Annotated in this window: 17 protein-coding genes; 7 read left to right on the forward strand and 10 right to left on the reverse strand. The window is 47.3% G+C overall.

The genetic code is table 11. The features are described 5' to 3' along the window. The first annotated feature begins 1 nt into the window (after position 1). A complete protein-coding gene (locus L4D06_RS19410) occupies positions 2-493 on the forward strand; it encodes a peptidylprolyl isomerase (protein WP_274164630.1) in 492 nt (163 codons plus the stop codon). A 114-nt stretch (positions 494-607) separates the two neighbouring features. Here L4D06_RS19410 and L4D06_RS19415 read toward each other — a convergent pair whose 3' ends face one another. Together L4D06_RS19415 and L4D06_RS19420 are read right to left on the reverse strand one after the other, a co-directional pair. Next, entirely contained in the window at positions 608-1,279 is a 672-nt protein-coding gene (locus tag L4D06_RS19415; protein WP_274164631.1) for a DedA family protein, read from the reverse strand. A 119-nt stretch (positions 1,280-1,398) separates the two neighbouring features. Continuing rightward, the gene (locus L4D06_RS19420) at positions 1,399-1,776 is read right to left on the reverse strand and encodes a hypothetical protein (RefSeq protein WP_429740762.1); all 378 of its coding nucleotides are present in this window, start codon (positions 1,774-1,776) and stop codon (positions 1,399-1,401) included. Positions 1,777-2,169: 393 nt separating this feature from the next. On the opposite strand from L4D06_RS19420, the gene L4D06_RS19425 reads away from it, so the two are divergent. Then, positions 2,170-2,532, forward strand: coding sequence for a DHCW motif cupin fold protein (locus L4D06_RS19425; RefSeq protein ID WP_429740763.1), 363 nt, complete (start codon positions 2,170-2,172; stop codon positions 2,530-2,532). Positions 2,533-2,727: 195 nt separating this feature from the next. On the opposite strand, the gene rlmF is transcribed toward L4D06_RS19425, so the two are convergent. The 3 genes from rlmF to L4D06_RS19440 form a co-directional block, all read right to left on the reverse strand. Continuing rightward, the gene (gene rlmF / locus L4D06_RS19430; RefSeq protein ID WP_429740764.1) at positions 2,728-3,765 is read right to left on the reverse strand and encodes a 23S rRNA (adenine(1618)-N(6))-methyltransferase RlmF; all 1,038 of its coding nucleotides are present in this window, start codon (positions 3,763-3,765) and stop codon (positions 2,728-2,730) included. Between the two features lie 115 nt (positions 3,766-3,880). After that, entirely contained in the window at positions 3,881-4,276 is a 396-nt protein-coding gene (locus tag L4D06_RS19435) for a cupin domain-containing protein (protein WP_429740765.1), read from the reverse strand. A gap of 10 nt (positions 4,277-4,286) precedes the next feature. After that, positions 4,287-4,634, reverse strand: coding sequence for a YkvA family protein (locus tag L4D06_RS19440; RefSeq protein WP_429740766.1), 348 nt, complete (start codon positions 4,632-4,634; stop codon positions 4,287-4,289). Positions 4,635-4,839: 205 nt separating this feature from the next. Between L4D06_RS19440 and L4D06_RS19445 the strand changes: the two genes are divergently transcribed. Then, a complete protein-coding gene (locus L4D06_RS19445; RefSeq protein WP_274164637.1) occupies positions 4,840-5,868 on the forward strand; it encodes an ion channel in 1,029 nt (342 codons plus the stop codon). Between the two features lie 168 nt (positions 5,869-6,036). Here the strand turns inward: L4D06_RS19445 and L4D06_RS19450 are convergent, their stop codons facing one another. Next, a complete protein-coding gene (locus L4D06_RS19450) occupies positions 6,037-7,017 on the reverse strand; it encodes a GTPase family protein (RefSeq protein ID WP_274164638.1) in 981 nt (326 codons plus the stop codon). 248 nt (positions 7,018-7,265) lie between these two features. Then, positions 7,266-8,309: a GTPase family protein gene (locus L4D06_RS19455; protein WP_429740767.1), complete on the reverse strand. Its 1,044-nt coding sequence runs from the start codon at positions 8,307-8,309 to the stop codon at positions 7,266-7,268. A 626-nt stretch (positions 8,310-8,935) separates the two neighbouring features. Between L4D06_RS19455 and L4D06_RS19460 the strand changes: the two genes are divergently transcribed. From L4D06_RS19460 to L4D06_RS19470, 3 genes are all read left to right on the forward strand, one after another. Next, a complete protein-coding gene (locus tag L4D06_RS19460; protein WP_429740768.1) occupies positions 8,936-10,336 on the forward strand; it encodes a tryptophanase in 1,401 nt (466 codons plus the stop codon). Between the two features lie 199 nt (positions 10,337-10,535). Further along, positions 10,536-11,195 (forward strand): response regulator transcription factor, encoded by a 660-nt coding sequence (locus L4D06_RS19465; RefSeq protein ID WP_274164641.1) that lies wholly within the window; start codon positions 10,536-10,538, stop codon positions 11,193-11,195. Next, positions 11,185-12,528, forward strand: coding sequence for an ATP-binding protein (locus L4D06_RS19470; protein WP_429740769.1), 1,344 nt, complete (start codon positions 11,185-11,187; stop codon positions 12,526-12,528). The genes L4D06_RS19465 and L4D06_RS19470 overlap by 11 nt, the downstream gene beginning before the upstream one ends. Before the next feature lie 108 nt (positions 12,529-12,636). On the opposite strand, the gene L4D06_RS19475 is transcribed toward L4D06_RS19470, so the two are convergent. The 3 genes from L4D06_RS19475 to L4D06_RS19485 all read right to left on the reverse strand — a co-directional run bounded on the left by L4D06_RS19475 (position 12,637) and on the right by L4D06_RS19485 (position 16,753). Continuing rightward, on the reverse strand, positions 12,637-13,914 hold the full coding sequence (locus tag L4D06_RS19475) for an LssY C-terminal domain-containing protein (RefSeq protein ID WP_429740770.1): 1,278 nt from the start codon (positions 13,912-13,914) through the stop codon (positions 12,637-12,639). A gap of 53 nt (positions 13,915-13,967) precedes the next feature. Then, the gene (locus L4D06_RS19480) at positions 13,968-14,699 is read right to left on the reverse strand and encodes a glycosyltransferase family 2 protein (protein WP_429740771.1); all 732 of its coding nucleotides are present in this window, start codon (positions 14,697-14,699) and stop codon (positions 13,968-13,970) included. 362 nt (positions 14,700-15,061) lie between these two features. Further along, complete coding sequence (locus L4D06_RS19485; protein WP_429740772.1) at positions 15,062-16,753, reverse strand: amidohydrolase; 1,692 nt, start codon at positions 16,751-16,753, stop codon at positions 15,062-15,064. 319 nt (positions 16,754-17,072) lie between these two features. Between L4D06_RS19485 and L4D06_RS19490 the strand changes: the two genes are divergently transcribed. Then, entirely contained in the window at positions 17,073-17,513 is a 441-nt protein-coding gene (locus tag L4D06_RS19490; protein WP_429740773.1) for a MarR family winged helix-turn-helix transcriptional regulator, read from the forward strand. Positions 17,514-17,517: the final 4 nt, after the last annotated feature.

A 17,517-nucleotide genomic window follows, 5' to 3' on the forward strand; every position in this document is an offset into this window, starting at 1 on the left:
AATGATTATCTTCACGACAAACTATGGCGATATTGAAATCGAATTAGACATGGACAAAGCGCCAGTCACTTCTAAGAACTTCATGAAGTATTGCCAAGAAGGCTTCTACGAGAACACCATCTTCCACCGCGTGATCAAAGGGTTCATGATCCAAGGCGGCGGCTTCACTGCAAAAATGAAAGAGAAGTCCACTCACGCGCCTATCGTCAATGAAGCAAATCGTGGTTTAAAGAACGTTATTGGCACGCTATCAATGGCACGTACTGATGCGCCACATTCAGCAACCGCGCAGTTTTTTATTAACTTAGAAAACAACCACTTTTTAGATTACACCGCCACCACCAACCAAGGCTGGGGTTACGCGGTATTCGGTAAAGTGACAGCAGGCATGGACGTGGTGAACAATATCGGCAACGCCATGACCACTCGCGTTGCAGGACATGACGATGTGCCGATGGACCCGATTGTTATTGAACGTGTCACCATCAAATAACAGAGTCACTCTCCGTGGTTTAGATGCAAAAAAGGCAGGTTTCATACCTGCCTTTTTCATGTCAATTTTTACGCATGCTCTTTAAGTAAAGAAACCAAGCTTGAATTCGTTCAGTTAAACCGACGGCTTCAAATCAGGACGCATTGCTTTGCGAATGCGCCATGTCAATGCAGTCAGAGTAGCGATACACAACGTAATGACTGGCGCCGCCATCAAACCCATTGTCACTAAGCGGCTAATTGGCTCAGGCAACGATGGCAACAGGAACCCGAGACCGGAAAGCAGGCATACCCACATGGTTGCACTTAACCATGAGAAGTAATGGAAACGAGGCACCTCATTCACACGCATTCCCATCATCATCGGCAGCACAGAACGTACGCCGGGAACGAAACGTGCGACAAACAACGCTACCAAGCCATGACGACAAAGCAATGCATCAACAGTTAGCATTTGTTTTTCTGGCACTCGCTTCAGCCATGACTGAACAAGAGGCAGTCGATTTAGCCAGCGCCCTTGCATAAACGCAAACCAGCTACCCATCGCCGCCGCGATAATCAGTAGCGGGAATGAAAAGAACGGGTCAAGCACACCCACGGCTGACAAGGTTCCCACTAGGACAACGATGCTATCGCATGGCAAAGGCGCTGCGGGTAAAAAGCCACTTTCCAAGCAGATCAGCGTTGCCACAATGATGTAGATAAGGGTAGCACTGCCAGGTGCTAGCAGAGCGTCGAAGTCTTGGTGCCAAATGGCCACTAAAACTTCTTGAATGGCTTCAAACATGGTTTCTCCAAAATACCAAAGTTCAAGAAATGCGCGTTACGAGGATCATTGGAACTATTTGTGCGTTTTTGAAAGCCTGACGATGTCATACATCGGCGAATAGCAACGCAAACACGTGACTAACGGGAATGAATAAAGCGAAACTGAAGATTGGCATCTTGCCAGCCTGCAAGGCGGCGGCTATCGAACAAAAGATGGTTTTTAGGTAATCCATAAAGTGTAATATTTAGCGCCAACACTCCTGTATTAGACGCTAGCATCAACGGCCAATTCACCCCCTGCTTTTTAGGCTGGCGTGATGCGGAATAGAGAACACGCGGCAGCGAAGTTCGAGACGCAAACGTATCAATTTTAGTGTCTGGCGTAGATTGCTGGCTAATCGCTCTATTATTGGCAATTTTTGCATCACTTAACCCAATCACACCAATGGCGTAACTGCTAAGTAACACAATAAGCAATGCCATGAAAAACGGCAGCTTTTTGAGCAATTTGTCCACATCAAAACCAAGAAGATAAAGTTAGTAACTATGTACTTCTAATCTGCAAAAAAGACAACATTTTTGTCAGGGATATAGCGCGTAAAGGTGAGCAAACACCCACTGTTAAAAAGTCGTCCAAACTCGCTTTGACAAAGGGCTAGGCGAGTACCTTTTTATCATCCTTGCCTCACTGCATCAGCTAGTATCAAACCGCAACAATCACGACGTTTTGCCGTGTTCAATTTGAAACACTATGCCTCTTTCTCCCTTTTCATTTATTTTCAACTCATTACAGTGATGATGAACAAAATACCACCTATTGATCCCACGCCTTTCAAATGCAAGACTGGCGATGAATGCAGAGTCAAAGAAGGTTTATCCTGATTGCTTTCGCTTTGTATGCTCTCAACAATGAACATCGCAAAACACAAGGAAGATATACGAATGGAAATGAAAGACTTGCCATTTGGCACAACGGATTGGGAGGCGATCACGCCCACCGAGCATACAGGGGAAACAGGCGTAGCATACTGGCGAACTCAACACTTCGGCGACTTAAGGGTTCGAATCGTCGAATACTCAGCTGGCTATCACGCTGATCATTGGTGTTCTAAAGGGCACATTCTGTTTTGTTTGTCCGGCGAACTAACCACCGAACTTGAAGACGGCAGTATCCACGTCCTCAAACCCGGAATGAGCTATCAAGTCGCAGACAACGCCGAAGCACACCGCTCGTCCACCGAGGTTGGTGCCAAGCTGTTTGTGGTGGATTAAGACGGAATCAGTTATTCAATCATCGTTGATAAGTGATTGGGTGGCGCGAGAAGCCAAGACAACACTCAGATACAAAAACGCGGCGAGTTCATCGCCGCGTTGATTGATCAGTCTTCTTGTTTTCTGTGGCCATGTTTTTTGAGGCCATGGTTTTTGTGACCATAGCTTCTGTGACCATAGCTTCTGTGACCAAGTTTACTCACTCCAGCCACTACACCACTCAGCTTGCGCTTCTGTACTTAAAAACGTCCACGCAACCACTCGGGTAACCTTCTGCCCTTGTGCCATTTCAATCACGCGAATGTCTTTCGCTTTCACCGCTTTTAACGCTTGCTTGATGGCAGGCAGATTCTCTTTTTTCGAGACCATGGTGGTGAACCATAAGCATTGGGTTTTGAAGTCTGCACTTTGTTCGATCATACGTTTAATGAATGCCGCTTCCCCACCGGGGCACCAAAGCTCGGCATTTTGTCCGCCGAAATTGAGTACAGGTTTCCCCTTCCCTTGGCTTACCCCTTTCGCACTTGCATGTGACATAGCGTGAGATGGGCGTGTGTCTGCGCCTTTTTTACGGGCGTTAGCAGCAAGATTGCGAACTTTTCTCTCTGAGCCTCGAGTCGCTTCTTCCATTGAGGTATGAAATGGCGGATTGCACAGAGTGAAATCGAAACGCTCTTTGGCGTTGATCATACCGGTGAAAATGTTATCTGGGTTACTCTGCAATCTGCATTGAATGCCGCCTTTCAGTGAAGAGTTCGCTTCCACCAGCAGCTTAGCGCCTTTCACCGACACAGGGTCAATGTCTGCCCCCACAAATTGCCAACCGTAAGCACGATGCCCAACCATCGGATACACGCAGTTCGCGCCCATGCCAATATCCAGACCTTTGATCTGTTTGCCTTTAGGGATTTTACCGTGATGGGTTTCTGCTAATAGATCTGCAAGATAGTGTAGATAGTCAGCACGCCCCGGGATCGGTGGGCATAAATAGCCTTTAGGTATATCCCAAAAGCTAATTTGATAGAAATGGCTCAACAGCGCTTTGTTTAAAGTTTTCACTGCGTCAGGATCAGAGAAATCCACCGACAGTTCTCCGAACGGGTTTTTCTTCACAAACGCACTCAGCGCAGGCGTGCTTTTTACTAAGGCAGGGAAGTCATATCTCGCTCTGTGCGGGTTGCGAGGATGAAGTCCCTTTTTCTGTTGTGAAGATGTCTTGCTCGGTTTTGCCATGTGAAAGCCTAATCGGTGCTGTCTGGAAATTGCAGGGCTGGCATTCTACGCCCTCAATTCACTCACGGGTAGCGACATTTAACCAAAGTCACCGGTATCTGTTCATCAAACACTTTCAACCATACGTTACCGGGGTCTCAATGCTGTGTTCTGTTGGCTGTGGGGTAATGGTGAGCACCTTAACGCCATTGGGCGTATCGAACCTGTGCCATACCATTTCAGGCACCACAATCATTTCGCCCGCCGACAACGAGACAGGACGCTCTTCGCCATTTTCTAATAGAAATACCGTGGTTTGCCCCTCAATGATTTGCACCAGTTCATCACCTGGATGACGTTCCCATTCGCTTTTTCCATCATAGTAAGCAATGAACACACCCCCATCGCGGTACGGTGATAGTGTCGCAAACGCTTCCTCACCTTCATTACTCAGCGCATGCTCAGGCGTTCGCCCTTCCAGAAATGACACTTTTTCAAATGCATGCGTTAAGTTAATACGCGTTCCTTTCATGGGATTTCCCTTAATCGAGTTTACTAAACCAATGATCGAGCTTTTCTGACGCTTTCTCGCTGTGCTCCGTTTTCACGTGCATCACAACCGCCGCGGCAGCCGCAACAAGTACACCCAGATCGTCTGAAAAGCCCACGGCGGGCGTGAGATCTGGAATGGCATCTATTGGGGTGATGAAGTACCCCAGCGCTGCAAATATTGTGGTTTTCGCCCACTTTGGTGTGTCCTCATCCGTCGCCGAATAGTAGAGCTTTAACGCTTTCTCCAATACGTCATAACCCGCTTTTTGCGCAAAGTTGCGAGCTTTCGTCCAAAAGCTATCTTCTGAATACTCATCAAGGTACTTGTTATCGCTCATCGCCGCCTCTCTTAACTTTTTAGCTTTGCTTTTTATACCTAGCGTATTTGGCTTCGCTTTTTCTTCGACATTAGCGGGAAACTATCTGTGCTTCCAGCACTAAGATGAGAACTTTTTCACAGTCAGCAGTATTGAGAAATTAGCATCTCGATTAGGCTGTTATAGTATGTGGCTAGTTGAAATAACACGTAAAGGAAGACGTCTGATGACAAAGTGGTACATGGTTCGCCGATGGATCACCTCTCAATTTCAGCGTTTAAGTGGAAAACATGTTCTAACAGCGGTGGTGGCTTACGCCGTCATAAGTTGGGTTTTGCTTAAGCTTGCCGGTGAGCAAGCGCTCACGTCGCCATTTGTTGATTATGTTTACTATTTACTCGTGACCGCATCGACGGTCGGCTATGGCGATATGTCGCCACAAACAGTTGCAGGAAAATGGATTGTCGCCTTGTTCGTGATCCCCTGCGGCTTAAGTATTTTTGCTATTGGGGTCGGTCGTTTAGCTGGCATTGCCATTGAATTTTGGCGTAGAGGATTACTGGGAAGAAGGAGCGTTGACGTGTCAGGACACATTTTGATTTTGGGCTGGAATGAAAGCCGTACCCTACACCTTATCGACATGTTGCTTCATGAGGAAAAAGACAAGCGCCCAATTGTATTGTGTGTGCGTGCTGAGATTCAAAATCCATTGCCGAAAGAAATCGATTTTGTTAGAACCACCAGCTTCACCGACGAGGTCGCGATGTCGCGAGCTGGATATGAGGACGCAAGTTGCATCATCATTGATAACCCAGAAGACGACATCACATTTGCGGCGGCGTTATTCTGTGCCAGCAAAAACCCTGATGCTCACATTCTGGCGTACTTCCAAGAGGAAGTGCTGAGTAACCTCCTTAAGAGCCATTGCCCGAAAGCAGAATGCATCCCATCGGTGTCTGTTGAGATGATGGCAAAATCGGCGGTCGACCCCGGCTCGTCAGAGTTGCATCATGAGTTACTGAATACACGAAAAGGCATGACTCAATACGCCGTCACCTACCCTGGTAATGCCAAATACACCACGGTTAGCGAGCTGTTTATGCGAATGAAGCAACAGCATGATGCAACACTTATCGGTATTCGACGTGACGATCAAGTGAAGCTGAACCCGGCACTTGAAGCGGAAGTCAAACCGAATGATTTGCTGTTCTATATTGCCGATGAACGAGTCAGTGACTTCAACTGGGACGATTAGATTCCTTTGTTCTACGCTTTAAGCGCGTCAGACGATGCACAACAGATCTGATGCAAATGAAAAAGGGAGCCACTGTGCTCCCTTTCTACTTCTTGTTACGTTGCCGGCCTTAACTAGCATGGCCTAATGGGTGCGCAAAATTAGCGCGCTTTAAATGGCTGGGCTGGCTTATTCTTGATGAAGCGTTCGACGAACGTTACGACGAACCAAATAGCCCAACTCTCGGCCCTGTTTACCCAAATACGCGCCGAGTAAACCGCCAAACCTTGCGCCATCTTTTGCGCCTTCATAAATCAGATCAAAAAGGTTATTTTCCATTTGCACGAGGTAATTGATGCGATCATCACTCTCATGCCAAGCCATGGTTTTGTTGTTTAGTGGCGCATCAAACACCATAAGCTTTTTCTCAATTGGCAGTTTTGACACCATCTCATTAACCAATTTCAACAAGTTGAAAGGACGTGCAATATCGTCTTTACGCGCAAACTCTGCAGCGTAGCACACCGGCGCGATTTCAAGCCCTGACTCATCCAACATGCAGTGACGCAACAAAGAAGCGGTGCTTTCTGGCCAAATTTCCACTTCTGGTGATGGCGTATCCATTGCGAAATCCCATTCGTAGCCGTAACTCGCCGCATCTACTTTGTTCAGACCCACGACCAAACGGCTATCAAACTGATCGCCTAACGCTGGCACGATTACCTCGCAAATTAGACGATAGCCACTATTGAGGTTTCTTTCAGCCGCATCTAGCACCACGACAACCATGTCAATAAGGGGGGTGCCGTCGCCGTCACACTCCGTTAGGGTCGCACCCAATTGCATGTCTAGCAAAGCATCTTGCTCTGCGTGACCTGTGTGTCCGGGGTAATCCCACACCACAAGACCACCCTTCTCGTAACGGCTAACTTCTAATGAATTCGACGCGGTTTGTTCGGATAATGCATCACCCACCAAGTCATCTCCAAAGAGTGCTTTTATAGTGGCGGTTTTACCAACGCCTTGCGGGCCTGCGAAAAGAATGTTGAGAGATTGCGCTTCCAGTTCATGCAGGCGCAATTGAAGTGTGGCTTTCTTAAATTCATCCAATAGCGAGGAATGGCTGATATCCATTGCCAGTTGCCTAGAGAATACAGTGCTATTTTGCATGGTGTTGCCCTCAATGAGTACTACTTAACCAAGTGCAACTATAAGCAAAGCAACAAAGTGAATCTGTCTCGCTCTTGATAGAGTTTAACAATTTGTTTACTTACAGGCTGTTGTACGGATTAATCATAAGGGATAATGGGAACGCAGTTTGCCCAAACTACGCGTCCTCTAGCCATGATTAAGTGAAAACACAGACCGAAGACGCGAAGTGAAAATAACGCAAAAGGGAAAGGCGAAATTTAATGAAATTAAACGGTGACGCCCATTTTTTCTTGTAGCGCATCAGACACAATGTTGCCCAATGCCCTGCCATGCTTACCCAAAAATGCGCCCAGTTGACCGCCAAATCGATCGCCATCTCGCGCACCAAGGTGTAAGCCATCGAAGCAAAGGTTCTCCATGCTTTGCCGATATACCTTCTTGTCATCATGCTCACGCCATTGTTCGTCGCCAAGTGTAAGAGGCTGATTGAGCAACAAAAGGCGCTTCTCTTCCGGCAAGTTTTCCAACAGACTGGCTAACAGCTTCTGCAGGTTATATGGGCGACCAGATGGCGATTCGCCTGCCAATGCATTGTATGAAATCGGACGTGTTTGAACGCCTACGTTATGGATCAAACGATATCGTAACGTCGCCGCAGTGCAATCCAGCCAAATTTCAGCGTCCAACGGCATTGTTTCATTCACACTTGTACCGCGAATGTGTCTTGCCACCTTGTCTGATTTGTTCATCAAGATCATCAAACGGTTTTCAGTCATCGTCCCCAACATTGGAATGAGGGTGTGACAAAGTTCGAGATAACAGTCATCAATATTGTTACTGGCTGCATCCAATACCACGATCACGCGGTCAATTAATGGCTCACCACTCTCAGTGGTTTCTGATAACAACGCACCCACCTCGTTCATTTGATGTGGTGCGGATTCAATTTCACTCGGCAACTGGGCTTGCCAAATCGTCATTTGATTGAGTTGATGTCGGCTTACTTTTTGAGCCTCCTCCGGCGGTTCGGTTTGCCAATCATATTCACCAAACAATGCCTTCAAGGTTGCAGATTTTCCGACCCCTTTAGCACCAATCACTAACAGGTTGAGCGTTTGATCAGAGAGATCTCGAATACGTTGATGAATACGTGATTTATAACTGGCGTCCATGTCTGAACATGCTGCCACTTTCTCCCTTATTTCCTCAAAAAAAGGCAATGTGGCAAGCGTTTTTTGATTCGCGTCATGGTGCGTTTGAGACACTAACGTGCGGAAGATTTTGGTATTTACTGGGTTATCAAATTGCATAGCGAAGGCTCTCCTCTCAATAAGAATCACTGCTGAACCGTCATGCTCTTATATCCAAGTAACCTGAATATGCAGGATTCTGAATACTTGGGTATATCTCTACTATATGCATACCTTTGAGTGGCAATGTGTCTCACACTTGATAGGAATCGTCAGGTTTCTTAAACTCGCTTTGATGACTAATGTGGGTTATTGATGTTTGAAGGAATGTAATTTCCTGCGCTAACACAGACTTGCATCCGCCCTTGAAATTGACTAAGTTATCAACACAGAGACACCAATAATCATGTTAACCAAATCAAGGAGGGTAGCGGATGAACACATGTCAGCGTGGCGATAGCACAGTGCTATTCCATTGGTATAACAACGATATTCAACTCGCCTACGACTTCCCTCGCGCTTGATCCTGTTTGACGCCTTCGCGTCACCTACACATTTTTTAATTTCTCGTTCACAAGGCATTTAGCCCTTTCTTTCGCGATCTTTTCATCTGCTTTTTTGGAAATGATTGTGCAGAAATAGCTGAAGCAATGGACCGCTTTAAATGCCACCTCTTGTGATCGAACCGCCCCACGCCACACACGTATCTATCTTTGTGGTATTGGGCGAAAAATAGGATCAAGACAATGAAACGATTACCAGAACCTTTTCGCATCAAGATGGTTGAACCCATCAAAATGACCACCCCTGAATACCGTGCTCAAGCACTACAAGATGCGGGATTGAACCCTTTCTTGCTACGCAGCGAAGATGTTTACATTGATTTGCTCACCGACTCAGGTACAGGAGCGATGAGTGACAACCAATGGGCTGGCATGATGCTGGGTGATGAGTCCTATGCAGGAAGTCGAAACTATTACCACCTCTGCGATGCGGTAGAGCACTTCTTTGGTTACAAGCTCACTGTGCCTACCCACCAAGGGCGCGGAGCAGAACAAATCTTGTTTCCATGCTTAATCGAGCGCATGCGACAAGTGCGTGGTGGCACTAATCCGGTGTTCATCTCCAATTATCACTTTGATACCACAGCGGGTCACGTTGAGCTAAATGGCGGCACTCCCGTTAATGTGTTGACTGAAAAAGCTTTCGATACCAACACCTATGACGACTGGAAAGGCAATTTTGACCTCGACAAACTGCGCGAGACCATTGCTCACTATGGTGCGGAAAACATCGCGGCAATCATTACTACGGTCACGTGCAACAGTTCAGGGGGGCAACCCGTATCCATGGCGAACATGCGGGCGGTATACGAGTTAGCGAAGGAAGCCGATATTCCTGTGGTGATCGATTCCGCGCGTTACTGCGAGAACGCATGGTTTATCAAGCAACGTGAAGCTGGATACGAAAATGCTTCGATCACTGACATCATCCGCGAAATGTATACTTACGGCGATATGCTCACCATGTCGGCGAAGAAAGATCCTCTCGTGAATATCGGCGGCTTATGCTGCGTGCGTGACCATGAGGAATTGTTCCAAGCGGTGCAAACTCGGTGCGTGCCAATGGAGGGGTTTGTGACCTACGGCGGCATGGCTGGTCGTGACATGGAAGCACTCGCCCGTGGCCTGTATGAAGGCGCAGATGAAGACTACCTCAACTATCGGATTCGTCAGGTGGAATACTTGGGCGAACGTTTGCGTGAAGGGGGTATTCCTATTCAATATCCAACAGGTGGGCACGCGGTATTTGTCGATGCGGGGAAAATGTTGCCACACCTCTCTGGCGATGAATTTCCTGGCCATGTACTCGCTAATGCGCTTTATGTGGAAGCAGGCATTCGCGCCGTCGAAATTGGTTCCTTGCTGCTCGGCAGAAACCCTGCCACCGGCGAACAAAAACAGTCTCCGATGGAGCTAATGCGACTCACCATTCCACGTCGGGTTTATACCAACGACCACATGGACTACATCGCAGATGCGTTGATTGAACTGAAAGACAAAGCTGCGTCTCTCAAAGGGCTGGAATTCACCTACGAACCAGCGGTGCTGCGGCACTTTACCGCCAAATTTAAAGAAAAAGTGTAAATAAGCAAAGCCCGCAATCGCGGGCTTTATTACATGCATTGTGTAGCGACATCTCACCTTCTTTTCACATTCTCTCTACCATACTTTTGTTATGGTGCACTGTCAGTACGTGTTGATTTACGTCGCTTTTCAGCAATGGGACGCATTTTGCCATATCAATCAGGCAGGATAGAGAAGACAACTTTGTGAGAGTACAACAATGAAAATTTTGGTGGTAGAAGACGAACCACGTTTGGGTGAACAGATACTCGAAACACTCGAGAAGAACGATTGGGTGCCTGAACTTTCACAAGACGGCATTGATGCGCTCTACCGCGCCACGTCTGAATCATGGGATGCGATCGTACTCGACCTCGGGCTACCGAAGATTGATGGTTTGACCGTATTGAAAAGCATTCGTGATGAGAACATCAACACGCCTGTCATCATTCTCAGCGCTCGGGATACCTTGTCGCAACGCGTTGAGGGATTAAATGCGGGTGCCGATGACTATCTCACCAAGCCTTTTGAAATGCTTGAGCTAACAGCGCGTTTACGGGCGCACCTTCGACGCGCCTCTGGCAGTGCTTCTCCCATTCTGCAATTGGGCGACCTGAGTTTAGATACACGGACCTCGAACGTACTTTGGCAAGGACGAGCAATTAGCTTGACGGCATTGGAGTACAAAGTCATCGCCTATTTCATGCATAACCCAGAGAAGATGATATCCAAAACCGAGTTAACCGAGCATATCTACAAGCAAGATTTTGAGCGCGATTCAAACACGGTTGAGGTATTTATCGGCCGAATAAGAAAGAAAATATCCCCCAACATCATCAAAACAGTTCGTGGTCTGGGGTATCAATTAAATGCGCAGTAGAGTCAGCTACATTGGAAAATTGAGCCTAAAAAGCCGTTTATTACTGGCGACTGTCATTTGGTTAACCGTGATGGTGTCCATTGCCGGCGTGGGCATTCCTGTGTTGGTGAATGACTACCTTGTTGATGCCACGAAAGAGCGCTTACAGCTTTCGATGACTGAAATATCGACGAACTTGCAGATCAATGACGATCAAACACTCGCCCTCACTCAACCACTTTCCGACCCCAGATTCCAGCAGCAATTTAGTGGTTTGTATTGGTCAATCAACGCAGAAAATCAACAGCTGCGCTCAACTTCTCTCGCGGGAAAAAATTTCATTGATCACCAGAACGGGCCGCTCAAAGAAGTGCATGGGGCACGCAAAGAAAACCTGATTACCATTACCGACTCTTGGATACCGGAAGGCAGCGAAAAACCTGTCGAGGTCATGATTGGTATCGATGAAGATCCCACTGAGGATGTGCTTAAAAGCCTGACCAGTAAATTATGGGTGATCCTGTCGATGCTGTTCATTGGTGTGTTAGTGCTCATTGGTTTACAAGTCGCGTGGTCGTTGCTGCCATTAAATGATATGCAACGAGAGCTGGTCGCCCTGAAAGAAGGAAAGCAGGACGCACTGAGTACTAATTACCCGCAAGAAGTGTCGCCGTTGGTGTCGGATTTGAACGCTCTGTTGTTCCATTATCATGAGCTACTTTCACGGGCACGTAACCATGCGGGTAATTTATCCCACGCGCTAAAAACGCCCTTGTCTGTGCTGAAAAATGACATTTTAGCCCTCGACGAAGACACCCAGAAAAAGCTGCTGCCGTCAGTGGCGCAAATCCAAACCCAAATAGACTATCACTTGGGTCGCTCTCGGGTTGCAGGCTCAATGAATATTTTGGCCGTGAAATCAAACCCTTCAGAACGTGTCGAAGCCATCACCATGGCGTTTGATAAAGTGTATGCTTCGCGCCAGATTATCGTGGTTAACGAACTCGATGAAGCATTGGATGTGGCGGTCGACCCTGCGGATCTGGATGAAATGCTCGGAAACCTGCTTGAAAATGGCTACAAGTGGGCAAAATCGCTCGTTCGTGTGTACGCCGTCGATGCAGACAAAGAAACGGTTCAACTGTGTATTGAAGACGATGGCGACAGCATTCCCAAAGAAGAAATGGCAAATGTGCTCGAACGCAGTGTGCGTTTGGATGAATCTGTTCCTGGTACTGGGTTGGGGTTAAACATCGTGAAGGAAATCGCCCACAGTTACCGTGGCGAGCTCGATCTGTGTCACGGGCGCATGGGCGGGTTGAAAGTGGTGTTAACCGTGAAGCGAGCGCGCTAGTTTTCTCTCTTCGCCCTCTCTATCTTCACGCCGATGCGCTATTCGGTTTGACGGGGTGACACTTAACGTTTTATCGCTTTGAGTGTCACTCCGTTAGCGCCGTAAAAATCAGTTGGCCTGATGCGTAAGCACGAGTTGATGGTCATTCACCACCAGCACACGTCCATCGCTGTAGTAATCATGGTCTTCATCAACAGTCAGCGCTGGCATGGCTTGGTAGTAATCCGTCGTGATGTCTGGTAACTCAGCGTTAATCAAAGACGCGAGCTTATCTCGCTCAGCATCAATGTTCGGGTCTATGCTGTGTAACACGGTAATGATCCCCGAATACATGGTGAGCTTTAATCCATCGTCATAACTGATTGCGCCCACCCAAATCGGCTGATTCAACCTGTCATCAACTCCCGCTTTCCACCAGCGAATATGGGCGCGTTTAAGCAAATCACCCGGCAGTTGGAACGCCATGTCTTGCGGGCGGCCATTCCAAAACAGATCGGACACGGGCGGTGTTTGCCCTTTCAGCAAACCCACGTAGTCATTCCAATCAATGTCATTGCGAGAAAAGGTCTGATTCTCTATCCATCCTAACGATGCCATCATGGTTCTTGGTGTTTCGCCAACAAACAACACGTTGATACCCTGCGCATCAAAGATCGGCGATTTCCCTGGGTACGCTTTGTAGTTCAACGATAAAGGCGAGACACTGGATGTTGGCGTCGTATCGATAAAGTTATCGGCAAACCAGAAATAGTGACTGTAATTCACGGTTAGCATGGCAGCGAGGAAAAACACACTCACCTTAGGCAGCAGCTTTTTCCAACGATACACATACCCTACCCATGCCAAAAGGAGTGTTGCCGCCACGGCGATCAGGCTGTATTTATGCTCGGCCAACATCGTCATGAGTGCGTCGATATACGGATACTGCTCAACACCTGCTGCGAGTAAATAGCCCCAGAAGATAAATTGCCCCGCCCCAAGCAATAAGCCAATGCTAGAGAAGATCGTGAATCTCCCCCATGAAATCTTTTGCGAGCCGGCCATAAACGGGACAACCCAAGCAATGGGGCCGAGCAAGCGTGAGAAGGTCAATGCTGCCGTACCTTTGGTTGCCATCAGGCGACGGCAGTGTGCGAATGCGCGTCGGGTTTTAGGTTGCCACTTCATCAGTTTTTGTTGGGCAGGCTTACCAAACTTTCTACCCGCCAAATAGCTCAATTGGTCGCCAAGAAACCCGCCGAGCAACACCATAAGAACGCCTGATACGATGCCATCGTAAAGCTGATATCCTGCGGCCAGCAGAAATGGCTCTGCTGGCACAAACAGGTTGGGCCCAATCAGCGCATCGAAAAATGCACCCAGAAACAGACCGAAAGACTCAAACATGATTGCCTCGAATTACCGTGTTTATGTTTGTTTCGCTAACAAATCCGTTCACGTTACTTTTGCTCGTGATAGTGACCGAACTTGTATTCCATTTCGTTGTTACGCATTTCCCCGAAGAAGAAACGACGCACATTAGCTTTCACGTACGTCATGCCTGTTGCCATCATGCCGTCTTGATCTAATCGGCGAGGGTCAAAGTCGAACGTGATGTTGATGAATCGAAAACGTGCATTTTTACTGGCGCGGCGCACATAATCACAGTCTTCACACAGGGTGATCCTTTCATCAAAGCCGTTCAGTTTTTCGTGGGCGGCACGTGTCGAGAAAATGCAGGCACCGACCGCGGTTGGGAAGAAGAACTGGGTGGCGAACATGCCACCATTGAAAGCCGCGTAACACAGTTTTTGCACCATTGGCAGATTGCTTGCGCCCATGTAAACGCCAGCAACGTCGAGGTCTTTGTCGTTCAGTTGATTAACCGCTTTGGTTAGAAAATCCGCAGACAAGCGAACATCGGCATCCAAAAACAGTAAACGCTCATTGTTGGCCAGCGACGCACCGGTGTTACGCCCTAGGCTTACGCCACGGGTTTCCATGCGATGAACAGTAAGAGATGGCAGGCTTTCTGCGTATGAACGGGCAACCTCGCGGGTTGCATCGTCGCTGTTCGAATCCACCAAAATGACTTCAAAATCGCGGTGAGTTTGTTGGCACAAATCGTCAAGTAAACGACCAATACGTTTTTCTTCGTTCAGAGTGATAATAACGACGCTAACTGATTCCATGTGTTGCTCCTTACCTTGCAATAGATGTTTTTGCTTAAGTTGGTAGGAAGCTTAACGGGGACACACTTAACCCAGCGTGAGGAGGTTATTCATATTCCGTTCAGGTTGCTTGGGTATATCGCTGGAGTAATGAAGTATTGGGGAATGGGAGAATGGAGTCTGCCAGCGGATAACGCACCACTGCACAAACTTGTGCGGAGGATTGCAAACCCAACAACACATTTGCAGCAGCAACGGCACTTTCTGGGCATGGTGAATGGTGAGGTTACGCTTTCACCCAAACAAAAAAAGGCCTGCTATCGCAGACCTTATATTCATTCTTAGTTCCCGTGTACCGTTCGCTCTGCGATACCCAGTCCCAATTAACTTCTTTCGTAAACCACTCGTCCTTCAAAGATAGTGGTTTCGACTTGCGTATCACGGATCTCTTTCGGATCGACCTTCAACGGGTTGCGATCGATAACAATCATATCCGCGCGCTTACCTGATTCCAGTGAGCCCGTCATGTCTTCCACACCAAATTGAATCGCACCATTGATGGTGTAAGCTTCCAACGCTTGTTGAACCGTAATAGCTTCAGAAAAGTTCAGTACATTGCCATCTTCTGTCACTCGTGTTACTGCAGTTTCAATGCCTAACCAAGGCAAAGCGGGCGTCACAGGTGCATCGTTGTGGAGTGCAACAGGCAGTCCCTGTTCAAATGCTGTGTTAACTCTGAACATATAATCTTGCGCATGCTCAAGAAAATACTGGTTCATAATTTGACCACCAGCCCAGTATGTGTGCCCAATGATAAATGTCGGGTCAACACCCAGTTCCGCCATACGAACGTATTGCTCCGGTGTAGAAACAGACAAGTGAATGGCTTGGCCTTTAAAGTTAGAATCGTCAATACCCTCAGCTTTCGCCCTATTACGAGCATATTCAACGGCATTCAACCCCATTTTTAAGCTCAAGTTTCCATTCGCATGAAAGGAATAATTCACGCCATTTTCTAAAGAATTCCAAGCCACTTCATTGAAGAGTGCCTGCGTTCCCCAAGGCTGCAATTTATTGTCTTTGTACGCGTCGTTTTGGTATTCCAGATCGGTGTAAATGTTACCGCCATGAACCGCGCCATCAAGCCACATCTTAGTTTGACTGATCCAGACTTTGTCGGTTTCAAAATCACCGCGATTCTTCAGCGTATCCAAATAACCATCAGCATTGGTTACACCAACAGCCACGCGAACATTGAAGTTTTCATCCAGCGACGCTTCAGACAAGATTTTAAGATTGTCTACATTATCCGCACCAATTTCAGATACCGTTGTGAAACCTTGTGAAGACGCCTTGTGGGTGGCTCTAATTGCCGTATCCAAGCGCGGGCCAGGGTAACTACCAATCGCTTCAAGCACAGCGTAAAGACCACTGATTTCACCCGTTAACTCACCATTTTCATCTTTTACATAAGCACTGTCTCGAGGTGGCTCTTTATCTTGAGTAATGCCTTTCAGCGCCATCCCTTTGCTGTTATACCAACCACCATGCCCCTGCATTGCGACGAACACGGGTGTATCGGGAAACAATGCATCACGCTCTTCAAGTGTCGGTACGCGACCATGCTTGCCCGCATCCCACCCTAAACCGATAACCCAACCCGGCATAAAATGATTGTCTTCTGGTAATGGTTTCCCAGTAGCAAAAATGTCCATCATTTTGTCGAAATCAGGCTCAGCCTGATAGCTCATATCGAGGAAATCCATCATCGCGGCTTCCATCATGATGTGATGATGCGTTTCAACCAAACCAGGCATTAGTGTCTTGCCTTCGAGATCAAACAAAGTGAAGTTATTCCACTCTTTTTTCAGGTCTACCAATGACCCAACGCCAACAATTTCTTCGCCGACAACAACAACGGCCTCAGCGGTCGGTGCCGCTTTATTCATCGTAAGAATGTCACCGTTGGTATAGATAACGGCTTCCGGCCCAGTGACCTCGCTGCCTTGAGTACAGCCTAACGTCGCCAGAATTGCCGCCATTGGTAGCAGTTTGAAAACATTCTTTTTATTCATTGGATACCTGCTTATGATCTTTAACGATTTGATTCCATTCTAAATGGCTCAAGAAAAATGAAAATCGCTCGAATTTTCAGTCATCAAGAATCTGAGTCATCGATCAGGTGAGCAGTACCCAAGCAATCTCAGTACCTTGTTCATTGAGTCTGTGAGGCTGTTTGGGCAAATAGACATCGTGACCCACTGCAATTGTGACTTTACAGTCGTTCACGTTTGAACCGCTTTGTTATGATCTGATGTGATTGATATACTGCTGCGACCTCTAAAGACTTGCCGTACAAGGCATTGAGGTTGTTTGATTACAAAAAGGAACACCATGGAAATCAGCAATGCATACAAAATGTATCGCGTCATACTCGAGCTAAAAGAAATCGTTTTAGCGGTTTACCCGGGTAAGGCTTCACTCAATGAGTTTTTTGTCTTGCAGCACGTCAGTTTTAATCTAGAGGGTTGCACTCAATATGACCTCGCCAAAGCAATGCAACTCAATACGTCTCGGATCAATGCGTCAGTCAAAAAGCTGGTGACCGATGAAATGGTGACGATCGAGCAAATTGAAGAAGACTCAGCTCGCGTGAAAAAACGGGTGATGATCACCGAGCAAGGCCAAGCACTGGTTGATGAGTACCATGCACGCTCCAATAAGCTTTACCAAAACGCTTTAGAGAATCTTGGGTATGTAGATGACCACGAGAAAAAACAAAAAAAGGCTGAGTTCGAAAAATCTCTAACTGCCATGTTTATAAGTATTGATTAACCTT

This window comes from Enterovibrio makurazakiensis, from assembly GCF_050336585.1.
GTDB classification, from domain to species: Bacteria; Pseudomonadota; Gammaproteobacteria; order Enterobacterales; family Vibrionaceae; genus Enterovibrio; species Enterovibrio gelatinilyticus.

Coding starts and splice junctions, on each gene's coding strand:
- L4D06_RS19410 (WP_274164630.1), top strand. CDS start 2: ATGATTATCTTCACGACAAACTATGGCGATATTGAAATCGAATTAGAC.
- L4D06_RS19415 (WP_274164631.1), bottom strand. CDS start 1,279: ATGTTTGAAGCCATTCAAGAAGTTTTAGTGGCCATTTGGCACCAAGAC.
- L4D06_RS19425 (WP_429740763.1), top strand. CDS start 2,170: ATGAACATCGCAAAACACAAGGAAGATATACGAATGGAAATGAAAGAC.
- rlmF (WP_429740764.1), bottom strand. CDS start 3,765: ATGGCAAAACCGAGCAAGACATCTTCACAACAGAAAAAGGGACTTCAT.
- L4D06_RS19435 (WP_429740765.1), bottom strand. CDS start 4,276: ATGAAAGGAACGCGTATTAACTTAACGCATGCATTTGAAAAAGTGTCA.
- L4D06_RS19440 (WP_429740766.1), bottom strand. CDS start 4,634: ATGAGCGATAACAAGTACCTTGATGAGTATTCAGAAGATAGCTTTTGG.
- L4D06_RS19445 (WP_274164637.1), top strand. CDS start 4,840: ATGACAAAGTGGTACATGGTTCGCCGATGGATCACCTCTCAATTTCAG.
- L4D06_RS19450 (WP_274164638.1), bottom strand. CDS start 7,017: ATGCAAAATAGCACTGTATTCTCTAGGCAACTGGCAATGGATATCAGC.
- L4D06_RS19455 (WP_429740767.1), bottom strand. CDS start 8,309: ATGCAATTTGATAACCCAGTAAATACCAAAATCTTCCGCACGTTAGTG.
- L4D06_RS19460 (WP_429740768.1), top strand. CDS start 8,936: ATGAAACGATTACCAGAACCTTTTCGCATCAAGATGGTTGAACCCATC.
- L4D06_RS19465 (WP_274164641.1), top strand. CDS start 10,536: ATGAAAATTTTGGTGGTAGAAGACGAACCACGTTTGGGTGAACAGATA.
- L4D06_RS19470 (WP_429740769.1), top strand. CDS start 11,185: ATGCGCAGTAGAGTCAGCTACATTGGAAAATTGAGCCTAAAAAGCCGT.
- L4D06_RS19475 (WP_429740770.1), bottom strand. CDS start 13,914: ATGTTTGAGTCTTTCGGTCTGTTTCTGGGTGCATTTTTCGATGCGCTG.
- L4D06_RS19480 (WP_429740771.1), bottom strand. CDS start 14,699: ATGGAATCAGTTAGCGTCGTTATTATCACTCTGAACGAAGAAAAACGT.
- L4D06_RS19485 (WP_429740772.1), bottom strand. CDS start 16,753: ATGAATAAAAAGAATGTTTTCAAACTGCTACCAATGGCGGCAATTCTG.
- L4D06_RS19490 (WP_429740773.1), top strand. CDS start 17,073: ATGGAAATCAGCAATGCATACAAAATGTATCGCGTCATACTCGAGCTA.